The sequence below is a fragment of the Brevundimonas sp. EU05-FHT14B11 genome (assembly GCF_058790835.1).
The window spans coordinates 1,049,920-1,064,845 of sequence record NZ_JBYTCY010000002.1; the positions used below are offsets into that span (position 1 = coordinate 1,049,920).

17 protein-coding genes are annotated in these 14,926 nt (G+C 71.3%); 12 read left to right on the plus strand and 5 right to left on the minus strand.

Translation table 11 applies throughout. The features are described 5' to 3' along the window. The first annotated feature begins 6 nt into the window (after positions 1 to 6). The 6 genes from astD (at position 7) to copD (ending at position 5,899) form a co-directional block, all read left to right on the plus strand. Positions 7 to 1,425 (plus strand): succinylglutamate-semialdehyde dehydrogenase, encoded by a 1,419-nt coding sequence (astD, locus tag AC3WRV_RS12620; RefSeq protein WP_492313513.1) that lies wholly within the window; start codon positions 7 to 9, stop codon positions 1,423 to 1,425. Continuing rightward, entirely contained in the window at positions 1,422 to 2,759 is a 1,338-nt protein-coding gene (gene astB / locus AC3WRV_RS12625) for an N-succinylarginine dihydrolase (protein WP_492313514.1), read from the plus strand. The genes astD and astB overlap by 4 nt, the downstream gene beginning before the upstream one ends. Positions 2,760 to 2,764: 5 nt before the next feature. Then, complete coding sequence (locus tag AC3WRV_RS12630) at positions 2,765 to 3,202, plus strand: hypothetical protein (RefSeq protein ID WP_492313515.1); 438 nt, start codon at positions 2,765 to 2,767, stop codon at positions 3,200 to 3,202. Positions 3,203 to 3,230: 28 nt separating this feature from the next. Beyond that, positions 3,231 to 4,535, plus strand: a complete 1,305-nt coding sequence (locus AC3WRV_RS12635; protein ID WP_492313516.1) for an MFS transporter — start codon at positions 3,231 to 3,233, stop codon at positions 4,533 to 4,535. Positions 4,536 to 4,618: 83 nt separating this feature from the next. Next, positions 4,619 to 4,981, plus strand: coding sequence for a copper homeostasis periplasmic binding protein CopC (gene copC, locus AC3WRV_RS12640; protein WP_492313517.1), 363 nt, complete (start codon positions 4,619 to 4,621; stop codon positions 4,979 to 4,981). A 3-nt stretch (positions 4,982 to 4,984) separates the two neighbouring features. Beyond that, complete coding sequence (copD, locus tag AC3WRV_RS12645) at positions 4,985 to 5,899, plus strand: copper homeostasis membrane protein CopD (RefSeq protein ID WP_492313518.1); 915 nt, start codon at positions 4,985 to 4,987, stop codon at positions 5,897 to 5,899. A gap of 140 nt (positions 5,900 to 6,039) precedes the next feature. Here the strand turns inward: copD and AC3WRV_RS12650 are convergent, their stop codons facing one another. Continuing rightward, a complete protein-coding gene (locus AC3WRV_RS12650; RefSeq protein ID WP_492313519.1) occupies positions 6,040 to 6,531 on the minus strand; it encodes a nuclear transport factor 2 family protein in 492 nt (163 codons plus the stop codon). Between the two features lie 34 nt (positions 6,532 to 6,565). Continuing rightward, positions 6,566 to 7,042, minus strand: a complete 477-nt coding sequence (locus tag AC3WRV_RS12655; RefSeq protein WP_492313520.1) for a DUF411 domain-containing protein — start codon at positions 7,040 to 7,042, stop codon at positions 6,566 to 6,568. 135 nt (positions 7,043 to 7,177) lie between these two features. Here AC3WRV_RS12655 and AC3WRV_RS12660 point away from each other — a divergent pair, with 135 nt between their 5' ends. The 5 genes from AC3WRV_RS12660 (at position 7,178) to AC3WRV_RS12680 (ending at position 11,487) form a co-directional block, all read left to right on the plus strand. Beyond that, complete coding sequence (locus tag AC3WRV_RS12660; RefSeq protein WP_492313521.1) at positions 7,178 to 7,435, plus strand: hypothetical protein; 258 nt, start codon at positions 7,178 to 7,180, stop codon at positions 7,433 to 7,435. Further along, positions 7,432 to 7,872 carry a Spy/CpxP family protein refolding chaperone gene (locus AC3WRV_RS12665; RefSeq protein ID WP_492313522.1) on the plus strand — a complete coding sequence of 147 codons (441 nt, stop codon included), beginning with the start codon at positions 7,432 to 7,434 and terminating at the stop codon, positions 7,870 to 7,872. The genes AC3WRV_RS12660 and AC3WRV_RS12665 overlap by 4 nt, the downstream gene beginning before the upstream one ends. Before the next feature lie 8 nt (positions 7,873 to 7,880). Continuing rightward, entirely contained in the window at positions 7,881 to 8,450 is a 570-nt protein-coding gene (locus AC3WRV_RS12670; protein WP_492313523.1) for an RNA polymerase sigma factor, read from the plus strand. A gap of 95 nt (positions 8,451 to 8,545) precedes the next feature. Continuing rightward, positions 8,546 to 10,315: a copper resistance system multicopper oxidase gene (locus AC3WRV_RS12675; RefSeq protein ID WP_492313524.1), complete on the plus strand. Its 1,770-nt coding sequence runs from the start codon at positions 8,546 to 8,548 to the stop codon at positions 10,313 to 10,315. Then, the gene (locus AC3WRV_RS12680) at positions 10,312 to 11,487 is read left to right on the plus strand and encodes a copper resistance protein B (RefSeq protein WP_492313525.1); all 1,176 of its coding nucleotides are present in this window, start codon (positions 10,312 to 10,314) and stop codon (positions 11,485 to 11,487) included. The genes AC3WRV_RS12675 and AC3WRV_RS12680 overlap by 4 nt, the downstream gene beginning before the upstream one ends. Here the strand turns inward: AC3WRV_RS12680 and phhA are convergent, their stop codons facing one another. Together phhA and hspQ are read right to left on the minus strand one after the other, a co-directional pair. Continuing rightward, positions 11,488 to 12,363 (minus strand): phenylalanine 4-monooxygenase, encoded by an 876-nt coding sequence (gene phhA / locus AC3WRV_RS12685; protein ID WP_492313526.1) that lies wholly within the window; start codon positions 12,361 to 12,363, stop codon positions 11,488 to 11,490. Positions 12,364 to 12,440: 77 nt separating this feature from the next. Beyond that, the gene (hspQ, locus tag AC3WRV_RS12690; protein WP_291833041.1) at positions 12,441 to 12,755 is read right to left on the minus strand and encodes a heat shock protein HspQ; all 315 of its coding nucleotides are present in this window, start codon (positions 12,753 to 12,755) and stop codon (positions 12,441 to 12,443) included. A gap of 148 nt (positions 12,756 to 12,903) precedes the next feature. On the opposite strand from hspQ, the gene AC3WRV_RS12695 reads away from it, so the two are divergent. Beyond that, entirely contained in the window at positions 12,904 to 14,034 is a 1,131-nt protein-coding gene (locus AC3WRV_RS12695) for a Ppx/GppA phosphatase family protein (protein WP_492313527.1), read from the plus strand. Here AC3WRV_RS12695 and AC3WRV_RS12700 read toward each other — a convergent pair. Further along, positions 14,016 to 14,924, minus strand: coding sequence for a peptidylprolyl isomerase (locus AC3WRV_RS12700; RefSeq protein ID WP_492313528.1), 909 nt, complete (start codon positions 14,922 to 14,924; stop codon positions 14,016 to 14,018). The two genes, AC3WRV_RS12695 and AC3WRV_RS12700, sit on opposite strands and share 19 nt — an antisense overlap. Positions 14,925 to 14,926: the final 2 nt, after the last annotated feature.

Consider the following 14,926-nt stretch of genomic DNA (forward strand, 5'->3'; position numbering starts at 1 on the left):
GATCCCATGACCGTATTCCAGTCCATCGACCCCGCCACCGGCGAAACCGTCTGGGAAAGCCCCGCCGCCTCCCCCGCCGAGGTGCAGGCCGCCGCCGACCGCGCCCGGGCCGCCTTCCCCGATTGGGCCGACCGCCCGCGTCAGGACCGGATCGACGCCGTGAAGCGCTATCAGGCCGTCCTGAAAGAGCGCGCGCCGCATATCGCCGAGGCCATCAGCCGCGAAACCGGCAAGGCCCTGTGGGAGACCACCACCGAGCTTCAGGCCATGCAGGGCAAGGTCGACATCTCGATCCGCGCCTATGACGAGCGCACGGGCGAGCGAACGGCCCAGACCGCCTTCGGCTCGGCGACCCTGCGTCACCGCCCGCACGGCGTCGCCGCCGTGCTCGGCCCGTTCAACTTCCCCGGCCACCTGCCCAACGGCCACATCGTTCCGGCCCTGCTGGCCGGCGACACCGTCGTCTTCAAGCCGTCGGAAGAGACCCCGCTCACCGGCCAGCTGATGGCCGAGGCCTTCGAGGCCGCCGAACTGCCGACCGGCGTCGTCAACGTCGTCCAGGGCGGCCGCGACACGGGCGCGGCCCTGCTGGATAGCGGCATCGACGCCCTGATGTTCACCGGCTCCGGCGCCGCCGGCGCTCACTTCCGCCGCAAGTTCGCGGACGATCCGCACGTGATCCTCGCGCTCGAGCTGGGCGGCAACAATCCGCTGGTCGTCTGGGACGCCGCCGACGCCGAAGCCATCGCCGGCATCGTGGTCCAGTCGGCCTTCATCACCACCGGCCAGCGCTGCTCCTGCGCCCGTCGCTTGATCGTACCGGAGGGGCCGCAGGGCGACGCCGTCATCGAGGCCGTCGCCGCCCTCAGCGACCGCCTGCTCTTCGCCCCCTGGAACAGCGCGACGGAGCCCTACGCCGGTCCGCTGATCTCGGAGCGCGCGGCCCAGGCGGCCCTGCAGGCCCTGCAGCAGCGCATCGACCTGGGGGCCAAGGTGGTCCGCGCCTCCGGCCCGGTCGGCAACCTGCCCGGCGCCTTCGTCCGCCCCGCGATCATCGACGTGACCGGCCTGAACGTGCTGGATGAGGAGATGTTCGCCCCCTTCCTGCAGGTGATCCGGGTTCCGACCTTCGAGGCGGCCATCGCGGCGGCCAACGCCACCCGCTACGGCCTGTCCGCCGGTCTGGTCAGCGACAATCCGGCCAACTGGGACCGCTTCATCCGCCGCATCCGCGCGGGCGTCGTCAACTTCAACCGCCCGACCACCGGCGCTGCCGGCGACATGCCCTTCGGCGGCCTCGGCGCCAGCGGCAACCACCGCCCGAGCGCCTACTACGCCGCCGACTATTGCGCCTATCCGGTCGCCAGTTTCGAGGCCGAGGCGGTCAAGAACATCGAAAGCGAGATCAAGGGGTTGTCGGCGTGACCGTCCCCGCCGTCGAAGCCAACGCCGACGGCCTGATCGGCCCCACCCACTCCTATGCGGGCCTGTCGCCGGGCAACCTCGCCTCCAGCCTGAACGAGGGCCAGGAGTCCAACCCGCGCGCCGCCGTCCTGCAGGGCCTCGACAAGATGAAGCGGCTGGCCGACCTCGGCCTGCCCCAGTTCGTCCTGCCGCCGCACGAGCGGCCCAACCTGCCCTTCCTGCGCAGCCTCGGCTTCTCCGGCACGGACGCCCAGGTGGTGGAGCGGGCGTGGAAGGAGGCCCCGACCTTCGCCGCCGCCGCCAGCTCGGCCTCGCCCATGTGGGCGGCCAACGCCGCCACCGTGACGCCCAGCGCCGACAGCGCCGACGGCCGGGTCCACTTCAGCCCCGCCAACCTCGTCACCAACCTGCACCGCTCGCTCGAGCACGCCCAGACGAAGCGGGCGCTGGACGCCCTCTTCCCCGACCCCGCGCGCTTCGCCGTGCACGACGCCCTGCCCTCGGTCGCCCACCTGGCCGACGAGGGGGCCGCCAACCACGTCCGCCTGTGCGCCGACCACGGAGAGCCCGGCGTCAATCTTCTGGTCTGGGGCCGCGAGGCCTATGAGCCGTGGACCGGCGCCTATCCCGCCCGCCAGACGCGCGAAGCCTCCGAGGCCCTGGCCCGCCGCCATGGCGCATCCGGCGCCGTCTTCGCCCGCCAGTCGAAGGCCGCCATCGCCGGCGGCACCTTCCACAATGACGTGGTCTGCGTCGGCGCGCTGGAGACCCTGTTCCATCACGACCTGGCCTTCGAGGACACCGCCGGAACCCACGCCGCCATCCGCGCGGCCGCGCAGGGGTTCGAACCGATCTTCGTCGAGGTCTCGTCCGCCGACCTGCCGCTGGCCGACGCCATCTCCAGCTATCTGTTCAACTCCATGCTGGTGCGGATCCCGGGCGAGGATCGCCTGACCCTGATCTGCCCGACCGAGACCCGCGACAACGCCCGCAGCCATGCGGTCGCGCAAGCCGTGGCCTCGTCCAACGGCCCCATCGGCAAGGTCGAGTACGTCGATGTGCGCCAGTCGATGCGCAACGGCGGCGGCCCCGCCTGCCTCCGTCTCAGGGTGGTTCTGAACGACGCCGAACTGGCCGCGACCAATCCCGCCATGCGCCTGACCGAGGGCCTGCACGGCGCGCTCAGCGTCTGGGGCGCGACCTGGTACCGCGACCGCCTCGGCGTCGCCGACCTGGCCGATCCGGCCCTGCTGGACGAAAGCCGGGGCGCGCTGGACGAGCTGACCTCCATCCTCGGCCTCGGCTCCGGCTTCTATCCGTTCCAGAGGGATTGACCGCCATGATGACCAATCCGGCCCTGATCGCGGGTGGCGTTCTCAGCGCCGGAGCCTCCCTTCTGCACCTCGCCGCCATCGTGGGCGGGGCATCCTGGTACCGGACCCTCGGCGCCGGCGAGCGGATGGCGCGGCAGGTCGAGCAGGGCTCATGGACCCCGCACCTCATCACCCTCGGGATCGCGGGCGTGCTCGCCGTCTGGGCCGCCTACGCCTTCTCCGGCGCCGGACTGATCCCGCGCCTGCCGCTGATCCGCACCGCCCTTGTGTTGATCACCGCCGTCTATCTTCTGCGCGGACTGGTGCTCGTCCCGGCGTTCGTCCTGAACCCCGGCGGCGTCACGCCCTTCGTTCTGTGGAGTTCCCTGATCGTCCTGGCCTATGGCGTCGCCTACGCCATCGGAACCTGGACCGCCTGGCCCGCCCTCTCCGGCCGTCCCTGACCTTGAGCGAGACCGAAAGGCCGATCCGATGACCGAAGCCGCCCCGACCGAAGCCATGTCGCCCGCCCGGCGCCTGCGCAACATCATCGGCGGCTCGGCGGGCAATCTGGTCGAGTGGTTCGACTGGTACGCCTATGCGGCCTTCACCCTCTATTTCGCTCCCGTCTTCTTCCCCAAGGGCGAGCCCACCGCCCAGTTGCTGTCGAGCGCCGCCATCTTCGCCGTCGGCTTCCTGATGCGGCCGGTCGGGGCGTGGATCATGGGCGTCTACGCCGACCGCAAGGGCCGCAAGGCCGGGCTGACCCTGTCCGTCACCCTGATGTGCACCGGCAGCCTGATCATCGCCTGCACGCCCGGCTACGCCACCATCGGCCTGGCCGCCCCCGCCCTGCTGCTGCTCGCCCGCCTGATGCAGGGCCTCAGCGTCGGCGGCGAGTACGGCTCCTCGGCCACCTACCTGTCCGAGATGGCCACGAAGAACCATCGCGGCTTCTGGTCCAGCTTCCAGTACGTGACCCTGATCTCGGGCCAGCTCCTGGCCCTGCTGCTGCTGATCCTGCTGCAGAACACCCTCAGCGAGGACGCGCTGGCGTCCTGGGGCTGGCGCATTCCCTTCTTCGTCGGCGCGGCGCTGGCGGTGATTGTCTTCTGGCTGCGGCGTCGCCTCGATGAGACCCGCGCCTTCGTGGCCTCCGACGCCAAGGCGCCGCCGAAATCCAGCGCCCTGCTGCTGATCCTCAAGCATCCCAAGGAGGCCCTGCTGGTCATGGGCCTGACCGCCGGGGGGACTCTCGCCTTCTACGCCTACACCACCTACCTGCAGAAATTCCTCGTCAACACGACCGGCTTCACCAAGGACGTGGCGACCGAGATCAGCGCCGCCGCCCTGTTCCTGTTCATGTGCCTGCAGCCCGCCGTGGGCGCCCTGTCCGACCGCATCGGGCGCAAGCCGGTGATGATCGCCTTCGGGGTCACCGGCGTCCTGTTCACCGTGCCGATCATGTCGGCCCTGGCCACGGCCGACAGCCCCTTCGTCGCCTTCCTGCTGGCGCTCTCGGCGCTGGTGATCGTCAGCGGCTACACCTCCATCAACGCCGTGGTGAAGGCCGAGCTCTTCCCCGCCCACATCCGCGCCCTGGGCGTCGCCCTGCCCTACGCGATCGCCAACGCGGCCTTCGGCGGCACGGCGGAATATGTGGCGCTGTGGCTCAAGGGCGCCGGGATCGAGAGCGCCTTCTTCTGGTACGTCACCGCCATGATCGGCGTCTCGCTGCTGGTCTATCTCTTCATGCGCGACACCAAGCATCAGAGCCTGATCGCCCACGAGGACTGAGCCCTCCCCGCCGTCATGAGGGGCGCTCTCGCCCGGCGCGTAGAGATGCACAGGGCCGGATCGGCCCCGTCAGGAGACCGAGCATGCGCCGTTTCAGCCCCGCCCCCTTCATCGCCCTGGCGGCGATGACCGCCTTCGCCGCCGGCCCGGCGGCGGCCCACGCCCGGCTGGTCACGGCGACCCCCGCGCCGAACGCGACCGTGGCGGCGCCCTCGACCATCAGCCTGACCTTCAGCGAGCGCATGGCGCCCGCCTTCTCCGCCTTCGACCTCGTCAACGCCGCGGGCGAAAAGGTCCCGGTGCGGATCGCGGTCGGCGAGGACGGCAAGACCCTGACCGGTACCCTGGCGCGCCCCGCCCCCGCCGGGGTCTACCGCGTCGACTGGCGCATCGCCTCGGGCGACGGCCACCGCATGACCGGCTCCTACACCTTCACGGTGCGCTGACGCATGCTGGAAGGCGCGGTCATCGCGCTCCGCTGGCTTCAATACGGCGGAGCGGTCGTCCTGCTCGGGACCCCGTTGTTCCTGCTCTACAGCTTCAGGGGGACAGACGGCCCGAACCTCGCCTGGGCGCGGCCCACGCTGATCGGGTCGGCCCTCGTCGTCGCGCTCGGTTCGCTCGCCGCCCTGGTCGCCCAGACCGCCGTCATGGCCGGCGCGTTGAGCGAAGCCCTCAAGCCCGCCTCCCTGTCCTTCATGGTCACCGGCACGACCCTGGGCATGGCCATGGTCGTTCGCGGCGCCTTGGCGTTGCTGAGCCTCGCCGCCGTCGTCGTCTTCAGACCGGGCCGCGGCCTGTGGGCCTTCCTGGTCGCGGCGGGGCTGATCATCGCCGCCAGCTTCGCCTGGACCGGCCACGGCGCGGCGACGGAAGGCCCCGGCGGACCTGTCCATCTGGCGGCCGACATCGTGCACATGGCCGCCGCCGCCCTGTGGCTCGGCGCCCTGGCGGCCCTGACCGCCCTGCTCGTGCGCCGGACCGCTTCGGATGATCCGGCGATCCATCGCGCCCTGCACGGCTTCGCCGGCCTGGGGACGCTCGCGGTCGTCCTGCTGGTGCTGACCGGCCTTGTGAACAGCGGGTTCCTGGTCGGGCCCGCCCGGGTCGGCGCGTTGGGCGCCGGCCTCTACGGCCAGCTGCTGATCGCCAAGCTCGCACTGTTCGCACTGATGCTCGCCATGGCGGCGCAGAACCGCTTCCGCCTGACGCCCACGCTCGGCGTCGTCCTGGAGAGCGGCGACGATCCCCGACCGGCGCTTCAGCGGCTCCGGTGCAGCATCGTCGCCGAAACCGCGGTCGGCGCCCTGCTGCTCGCCGTCGTCGCGGTCATGGGCACGCTGGCCCCGCCCTCGGCCCTGTGACCGCCTAGAGCCTGATCCGTTGAGGAGGAATCGCTTCGCGATTCCGCCGATGCGGTGAATCAGGCTCCAGATTTAAAGCGAGAGCCTGATTCACGCTTCAGCCGGAACCGCGAAGCGGTTCCGTCTAAAACGATCAGGCTCTAGCGCGGCGACCGTGACGACCAGTGGATGTGATGGATGCGCCAGCCGTCGGCGTGCCGCTTCAGCACCATGGTCTCGGCCGTCAGCCGGTCCACGGCGCGGCCGTTGAACTGACCCGTCGTGCGGCCCTCGCTGGTGATCCAGGCCACGTCGCCGTCGGCCCATCCCGACCGGCGCGACACCGTCGCCTCCGAGGCCGCGGCGAAGGCGGCGTCCGAGCCGAGGTGGTGAGAGGCGTATTCGTCCCGCGACCGCTCCGCCCCGCCCTCCTCGAAGATCATCACCTCCGGCGCCAGCAGGGCCAGGGCGGCGGCGGTGTTCCCGGCCTTCAGCGCGGCGTGGAAGGCGTCGACCACCGTGGCCGCGTCCGCCGCCTCGGCGGCGACGGCGCCGGCGGCTGTGCTGTGGTCGTGGGCGTGATCCTGGGCGAAGGCGGGCGCCGCGCACAGCATGGCGGCCGAAAAGGTCAGGGCGAGGCGGGTTCGGGACATGGTCGGCTCCGGTGCGTCAGGTTCGGGGGTGGATTCAGGCGGCCGGCTGGTTGTGGCGGGCGAACACGCGCGGGGCGCCCGATCTGAGCACCAGCAGGGTGTCATAGGGATCCTTGTGGCCCTGCGGCGTCTCCATGCCCGGCGAGCCCAGCGGCATGGCCGGCACGGCCAGGCCCACGGCGGTCGGTCGGTCGGCCAGCAGACGGACGACATCTTCGGCCGGCACATGGCCCTCGATCAGATAGCCGCCGACCAGACCGGTGTGACAGGACGCCAGCGCGTCGGGAAAGCCCCGGCTGCGCCGCACCGGCTGAAGGTCGTCGACCACGACGACGGTGGCGGTGAAACCCGCGCGGCGCATGTGCGCGACCCATCCGTCGCAGCACGGGCAGGTCGGGGTCTTGTAGACCGTCAGGGCGCGCGACGGCGGGGTCTGGGCGCAGGCGGCGCCCCCCATGCCCACGGCGAGGCCCGCGCCGAGCAACAGGCGGCGGTTCAGTGTCGATCGCATCAGATGTGTTCTCCGCGGGGCGTTCATCTCTATACGGGAGATGGCGTCGCCCCCCTCATGAGGGTTATCGCCGGTGCGTGCGTATGCTGGACGGGGCATGGAGGCAGGTGTGCAATGACGGATGACCTCAGAACAATGATCGCCGCCGCCGGACCGGTGGACGAGGCAGGGCTGGCCGGTCTGGAAGACGGCGTCTGGATCCGCGTCGATCAGCGCCGCGCCCAGATGCGGATGGGGCAGGTGCGGCTCGCCGCCGTCGCCATGGCCCTGGTCATCGGCGGGGTGAACGGGGGCCTGATGCTGGCGGCGTCCCGGTCCGCGCCGTCCGAGATGCAGGTGTTCGCCGTCTCGGCCGACGCCTCGCCCCTCACGCGCCTGGACGCCCGCGGATGAAGACCGCCTGGACCTCCATCCTGATCACGGCGGTGCTGGCCGCCCTGGCCAGCGGCGCGGCGACCTGGGTCAGCGCGACCTGGATCCTGCGCGACCGCCAGCCCCCCAGCCTGCACAGCGTCGTCCATGAGAAGCTCGACCTGAACGCCGAACAGGACCGCCGCCTCGACGCCATCGAGGCCCGCTTCGCCCCGCGCCGCACCGCCCTGGAGACCGAGGTCCGGGCCGCCAACCGCGAACTGGCCGCCGCCATCGCCGTCAACCGGGGGGACACGCCCGAGGTCCAGGCGGCGGTCGATCACTTCCACACGGCCATGGGCGACCTGCAGAAGGCGACCCTGGCCCATATCTTCGAGATGCGATCCGTTCTGACCCCGGCCCAGGCCGAGGTGTTCGACGCGGCGGTCGCCGACGCCCTGCGCCGCGACGCCGGTTAAGCGCGGGCGTGGAGGGCGAGGCGAACATCGAAGCCCGCGCGGCGCGCGGGGACCGGGCCGCCTTCACCGCCCTGATGGCCGCCACCAAGCGGGACCTCCACCGCTTCATCCGCCGCTATGTCGGCGACGAGGACGAGGCGCACGACCTGCTGCAGGAGACCTATGTCGCCGCCTGGCTCGCCATACGGCGCTATGACCCGGCGCGGCCGTTCGATGTCTGGCTGCGCGCCATCGCCGTGAACAAATGCCGCGACTGGGGCCGGCGGCGCGCGGTCCGGCGCGTGGTGCGCGGGGTCATGGGCCTGGACGCGCCCGAGGCGGCGGCGGTGGGCGACGATGCGCCCGCGCCCGAGGCCCGCCTGGACGACCGGCGCCGGGCCGAGGCCCTTCAGCGCGCGCTGTTGGACCTGCCGGACGCCCTGAAGGCGCCCCTGCTCCTCGCCACCCTGGAAGGGCGGTCGCAGGCCGAGATCGCCGCCATCCTGGGCGTCACGGTCAAGGCCGTGGAGACCCGGATCGCGCGCGCCCGCAAGGCGTTGACGGAACGGATGGCGGCGTCCTCCGCCACCGGGACCTGATCCGAAGCCGGCCTGTGGCGACCCGCCGCAGGGGGAAGCCGGTTCCGCTGCGTATCTGAACGAACAGCCGAATTCGCCCGAGGACCGCCCGCCCCATGCCGACGCCCCGCCTTGATCGCCGAGCCCTTCTGCGCGGAGCCGCCGCGGGCGGCGGACTGCTGGGCCTGCAAGGCCTGATGCCCGCCTGGGCGCAGACGGGTTCGCCGGGACTGCGCGCCGATCTGCCGACGCTGACGGGGCCGAACATCGACCTGACCGTGGGCCATTCGGACTTCACCGTCGGCGGCCGCACCGGCCACGCCTTCACCGTCAACGGCCTGCTCCCCGCGCCTCTGCTGCGGATGCGCGAAGGCCAGAACGTGCGCCTGTCGGTGACCAACACCCTGGACGAGGACACCTCGATCCACTGGCACGGCCTCTTGCTGCCCTTCCAGATGGACGGCGTGCCGGGCGTCAGCTTCCCCGGCATCAAGCCGCGCGAGACCTTCGTCTACGAGTTCCCGATCCGGCAGTCCGGCACCTACTGGTACCACAGCCATTCGGGGCTGCAGGAGGCCATGGGCCACTATGGCCCCATCGTCATCGACCCGGCCGGCGCCGATCCGGTCGGCTATGACCGCGAGCACGTTCTGGTCCTGTCGGACTGGAGCTTCATGCATCCGCACGAAATCCTGGCCAAGCTGAAGAAGAGCCCCGGCTACTTCAACCACCAGCGCACCACCCTGTCCGGCCTGATCTCGGGCGAGGACCGGATGAGCCTGGAGGAACGCCGCATGTGGGGATCGATGCGGATGGATCCGCGGGACATCCTGGACGTCAGCGGCTCGACCTACACCTATCTGATCAACGGCCACGGCCCGCAGGAGAACTGGACCGGACTGTTCCGCCCCGGCGAGCGGGTGCGGCTGCGCATCATCAACGCCTCGGCCATGTCGATCTTCAACGTCCGCATCCCCGGCCTGGCCATGACCGTGGTCCAGGCCGACGGCGAGCACGTCCGTCCGGTCGAGGTGGACGAGTTCCAGATCTCGGTCGCCGAGACCTATGACGTCATCGTCCGGCCGACCGAGGACCGCGCCTACACCATCGTGTCCGAGGCCATCGACCGCTCGGGCATGGGCCGCGCCACCCTGGCCCCGCGCCTGGGCATGACGGCCGAGGTTCCGCCGCTGCGCGAAGTTCCCAACCTGACCATGACCGACATGGGCATGGGTGGCGGCATGGCGGGCATGGATCACGGCTCCATGGCCGGGATGGATCACTCGGCCCATGGCGAAGCCGCCGCACCCATGGATCACGGCGCCATGAGCATGCGCGACCCGAACAACGCCCCCGCCGACATGGCGGTCGGCGTCGGGGTGGACGCCGTCGCGCCCGCGCCCGCGAACCGCCTGGGCGAGCGTCCGCAGGGCCTGCAGGACGTCGATCACCGGGTGCTGGTCTACACCGACCTGCGCGCCCTCGAGCCGAACCGCGACACGCGCCCGCCGTCACGTTCGATGGAAATCCACCTGACCGGAAACATGGAACGGTTCATGTGGGGCTTCGACGGCCGCAAATTCTCGGAGCTGGTCGAGCCGATCCGGTTCGAGCTGAACGAGCGGGTCCGCGTCACCCTGGTCAACGACACCATGATGGCCCACCCGATCCACCTGCACGGCCACTTCTTCCAGCTGGTCAACGGGCATGACGGGCATCAGCCGCTGAAGCACACGGTCAATGTGGCGCCGGGCTCAAAGGTGACCTTCGACCTGACCGCCGACGCGCCCGGCGACTGGGCCTTCCACTGCCACCTGCTGATGCACATGCACGCCGGGATGTTCAACGTCGTCACGGTCCGGCCGATGCAAGGAGCGGCCCGATGAACCGCGCCCTGCTCGCCGCCGCCGCGGTCCTGCCGCTGGTCCTGGCCGCCGGTTCCGCCGCCGCCCAGTCGCACGCCGGGCACGCCATGCCCGCCCAGACCCCGCCCCCGGCTGATCCCCACGCCGCCCACAGGCCCGCGCCTCCGCCCCCCGCGACGGCCGCAGATCCGCACGCTGGGCATGACATGAGCGGCATGCAGGCGGCTCCAGCCACGCCGCCCGCCGCCGATCCGCACGCCGGCCACGACATGAGCGGGATGCGGACGGCTCCGGCCCCGGCGCCCGCCGCCGATCCTCACGCGGGCCACACCATGAGCCCCGTCCCGGCGGCGGCCGATCCTCATGCCGGGCACGACAGGGGCGGCATGACCGCCGGCCCGCCCAATATTCCGACCAGCGTGGACGCCGTCGGCGGCCGCATGGTCGAGACCCCGCCCCCGCCCTCCGCCCGCGCCGCGCCCGCCCACGCGGCGGACCTGCTGTTCGATCCGGCCGCCATGGCGGCGGCGCGCAGGCAACTGCTGGTCGAGAACGGCGACGTCCGCACCACGGCGGTTCTGATCGACAGGCTCGAGGCCCGCTTCGGCGACGGCGAGGACGGCTACGGCTGGGAGGCCCAGGGCTGGACCGGCGGCGACATCAATCGCTTCTGGTGGAAGACCGAGGGCGAAGGCGACTTCGGCGGCAAGCTGCACGACGCCGAGATTCAGGCCCTCTATAGCCGCGCCGTCGCCCCCTTCTGGGACGTTCAGGCGGGCGTGCGCCAGGATGTCCGCCCGGACGGCCCGGACACGACCCACCTGACCGTCGGCGTGCAGGGCGTCGCCCCCTACTGGTTCGAGATGGGCGCCGCCGCCTTCCTGTCGACCGACGGGGACCTGACGGCCCGCGTCGAGGCGGAATACGACCAGCGTGTCACCCAGCGCTGGATCCTGCAGCCCGCGCTTGAGCTGAACCTGTCGGCCCAGGATGTCCCGGAACTGGAGATCGGCTCGGGCCTGACCTCGGTCACGGCGGGCCTTCGCCTGCGCTACGAAATCCGCAGGGAGTTCGCCCCCTATGTCGGTGTCGAATGGAGCCGATCGTTCGGAGACACGGCCGACGACATCGAGGCCCGGGGCGGCGAAGCGGACGACACCCGCCTCGTCGTCGGCCTCAAGGCCTGGTTCTGATCAGGCCGCGAACCGCCCGCCCTTGGCCGCATAGGCCTGGGTGCCTTCGGTGAAGACCTCGTCGGTGGGCAGGACGGTCTCGATTGGGATGGCGTCCGCGCCCTTCAGCCGGTCGTAGATCGGGCCGAAATCCTTCAGCGTCTCGCCCTTCAGCGCCTCGATGCTGTCGATGACGAAATAGACCTGCTGGAAGTCGTCGATCCGGTACAGGGTCTTCATCACCCGCTCCAGGTCGAAGCCCAGCCGGTTCGGCGACGGGTCCTCGATGGCGAACACGCTCTCGGTCGCCGAGGAGACGATGCCGGCCCCGTAGATGCGCAGGCCGCCGGTGTCCTGCATCAGGCCGAACTCGACCGTGTACCAGTACAGGCGCGCCAGATTGGGCAGCATGCCCAGCGAGGCGGCCCGCTGCCCGCCCTTGCCGTAGGCTTCCATATAGGCGGCGAAGGCCGGGTCGGTCAGCATCGGCACATGGCCGAACACGTCGTGGAAGATGTCCGGCTCCTGCAGGTAGTCCAGCTGGTCCGGCTTGCGGATGAACTGGCCCGAGGGGAAGCGACGGTTGGCCAGGTGGTCGAAGAAGACCTCGTCCGGCACCAGACCCGGCACGCACACCACCGTCCAGCCGGTCAGGGCCTGCAGCTTGGGGTTCATCAGCGAGAAGTCGGGAATGCCGCCGGTGTTCAGGTCCAGCGCCTTCAGCCCCTTGAAGAAGACGTCGGCGGCGCGACCGGGCAGGATCTTCATCTGCCGGGCGTACAGGGTGTCCCAGGTCTTGTGCTCGGTCTCGGTATAGGCGCGCCAGTCCTGCGGAATCGTCCAGTCTTCGGCCGCGCCCGCGGGCGGCTTGTCGAAGACGTGCTCGAAATCGGACATGACGGTGCTCCTGCATCCGGGCTCTGGCGGCCCCTTGCCGACAATCTAGAACCCGGCGCGGGCGCGCGCCAGCAGTGTCAGTGGATCGCCTGCTCGCGGGGCGCGTGCCGGCCACGGGCGTCGACGGTGAAGTAGCGCTCCTCCGCATCCCGGGTCAGCATCGACAGCTCGGGGTCGTGCTCCAGCGAATCCTCGGACGCATAGGCCATGAAGCCGCCGTCGGCCCCCAGGGCCAGCACCTGGTAGAAGGGCTGGTCCGGCGAGATCGCGCCGGTCGCGCCGGGCTGCCCCGCGAAGACGGGATCCACGTCGATCACCACGCCGCGAAATCCCGCGGAACGATGCCGGACGATCTGGCCGAGGCCGAAGCGGGCTGAGACGGGATGGGTCATGCCGCCACGGTTACGCTCCCGAACCTGAGCAGGATCATGTGACCGCCGTTCATTTTCGCGACAGACACGCTTGGCGCGGACGAGTTTCGCGGTCTAGGCTGTCCGGGACGGGCGCCGTTCCGGACCGCCCACCTTGAAAGATTCGGCCATGCCGGAGACCGAAGGCGCGTCCTCGCGCCGCCGGTCCCAGCCCCGTCGATCCGACGGAGAGCGCGCCCGCGGCGGCGCGCCCGCCGGACCGGGGGCGTCAGGTCGCGACGCGCCGCTCTACGGCGCCCTCGATCTGGGGACCAACAACTGCCGTCTGCTGATCGCCCGCGCGGCGAAGGACGGCTTCCGCGTCGTCGATTCGTTCAGCCGCATCGTCCGCCTCGGCGAAGGCCTGTCACGCACCGGCCGGCTGGACGACGCGGCCATGGAGCGGGCCTATGAGGCCCTCATGCTGTGCGGCGAGCGGGTCGCCAAGCGCGGGATCGACCCCTCGCGCCTTATGGCCGTGGCCACCCAGGCCTGCCGCCAGGCCGAGAACGGCGCCGCCTTCATCGAACGGGTCCGGCAGGGCACGGGCCTGAAGCTGCGCATCATCGACCCCGCCGAAGAGGCCCGCCTGGCCGTCCAGGGCTGCCTCAACCTGTTCGATCCCAACGCCGAGGCCATTCTGGTCGTAGATGTCGGCGGCGGCTCGACCGAGCTCAGTTGGCTGCGCCGCAACGGCTCGGGCTTCGCGCTGGAGGGCTGGATTTCGGCCCCCATCGGCGTCGTCACCCTGGCCGAGCGCCACCCCGAACCGATCGGCGGCGACCTGACCCCCTGGTACGAAGCCATGGTGGCCGACATGGGCGCCGCCATCGCCGACACGCCGATCGATCCGGCCCTGCGCGATGTCTTCGTCCAGGGCCGCGCCCATCTGGTCGGCACCTCGGGCGCCATCACCAGTCTGGCGGGCATCCACCTGGGCCTGCCCCGCTACCAGCGCAATCTGGTCGACGGCCTGTGGATGACGCGCGGCGACTGCGAGGCGGCGGCCGAACGGCTGAAGGCGCTGGGGCCCGAGGGTCGGGCGGCGGAATCCTGCATCGGCCCGGACCGCGCCGACCTGGTCCTGGCCGGCGCCGCCATCATGGAAGCCGTGCAGCGCGCCTGGCCGTCAGAGCGCGTGCGCGTCGCCGACCGCGGCCTGCGCGAAGGCCTGCTGCTCCAGCGCATGCGCGAGGACCGCAAGCCGCCCCGCCGCAAACGCCGGCGCGGACGCGGCCGCGCTCAGCCCCCCGCCACCTGAACCGGCAGGGTCACGTCGCACACCGAGAAGTCGGCGCCGCGCGCCGCGCGGGCCTCGGTCACCAGGGTGCGGAAGCGCTCGGAGCCGGTGGCCAGCACCTGCACCGTCGGCCGCTCGGCGGCGGGGATGTCGGCGGCCACGCGCACGCGGGTCATGCGGTCCGGCTGGACCGAGGCCATCATGCCGTTCTCGCCGTCCCCGACCTGCAGCGACCGGACCACGTCCAGCCCCGACACCGTCACGCCCCAGATGGTGTAGCGCTTGTCCAGCGCCGGATAGGCCTGACGCATGATGAAGAACTGGCTGTTGGCGGTGTCGTTGCCCTCGTCGCGGGCCATGCCGACCACGCCCGGGCAGTACAGGCCCCAGCCGTGCACCTTGCCGTCGCCGGTCTGGGCGAAGGCGGCGTCGGGCTGGGTCTGGACCGGCAGGGCGCCGAGGAAGCCGACCCGCGCGCCGGCGGGCTCGGCCACGGCGGCGAACGGCATGGCCGGGTCGCGGCGGAAGGTGAACTCGGCCTTCAGGTCGGGATAGGCGCTCTGGCCCTCGCCGCTGCCGAGCGGGTCGCCCGTCTGGGCCATGAACCAGTCGATCACCCGGTGCCACAGCAGGCCGTCGAAGAAGCCGTTGTGCGCCAGCAGGCGGATGCGCTCGACATGCAGGGGCGCGATCTGCGGAGTCAGCTCGACCAGGATGCGGCCCTTGGTCGTGTCGATGACCAGCAGGTTCTCGGGCGCGACGGCGCGCCAGTCATTCTCGGCGATCGTGGTCTGCGGCGTGGGCGCCGGGGGCGGAGGCGGCGGGCCGCCCGCGTCCTGGGCCAGGGCGGCCCCCGTGGACAGGGCCGCCACGGCGGCCACAACGAGCGATCTTGCGAGCGTCAGTCTCATGG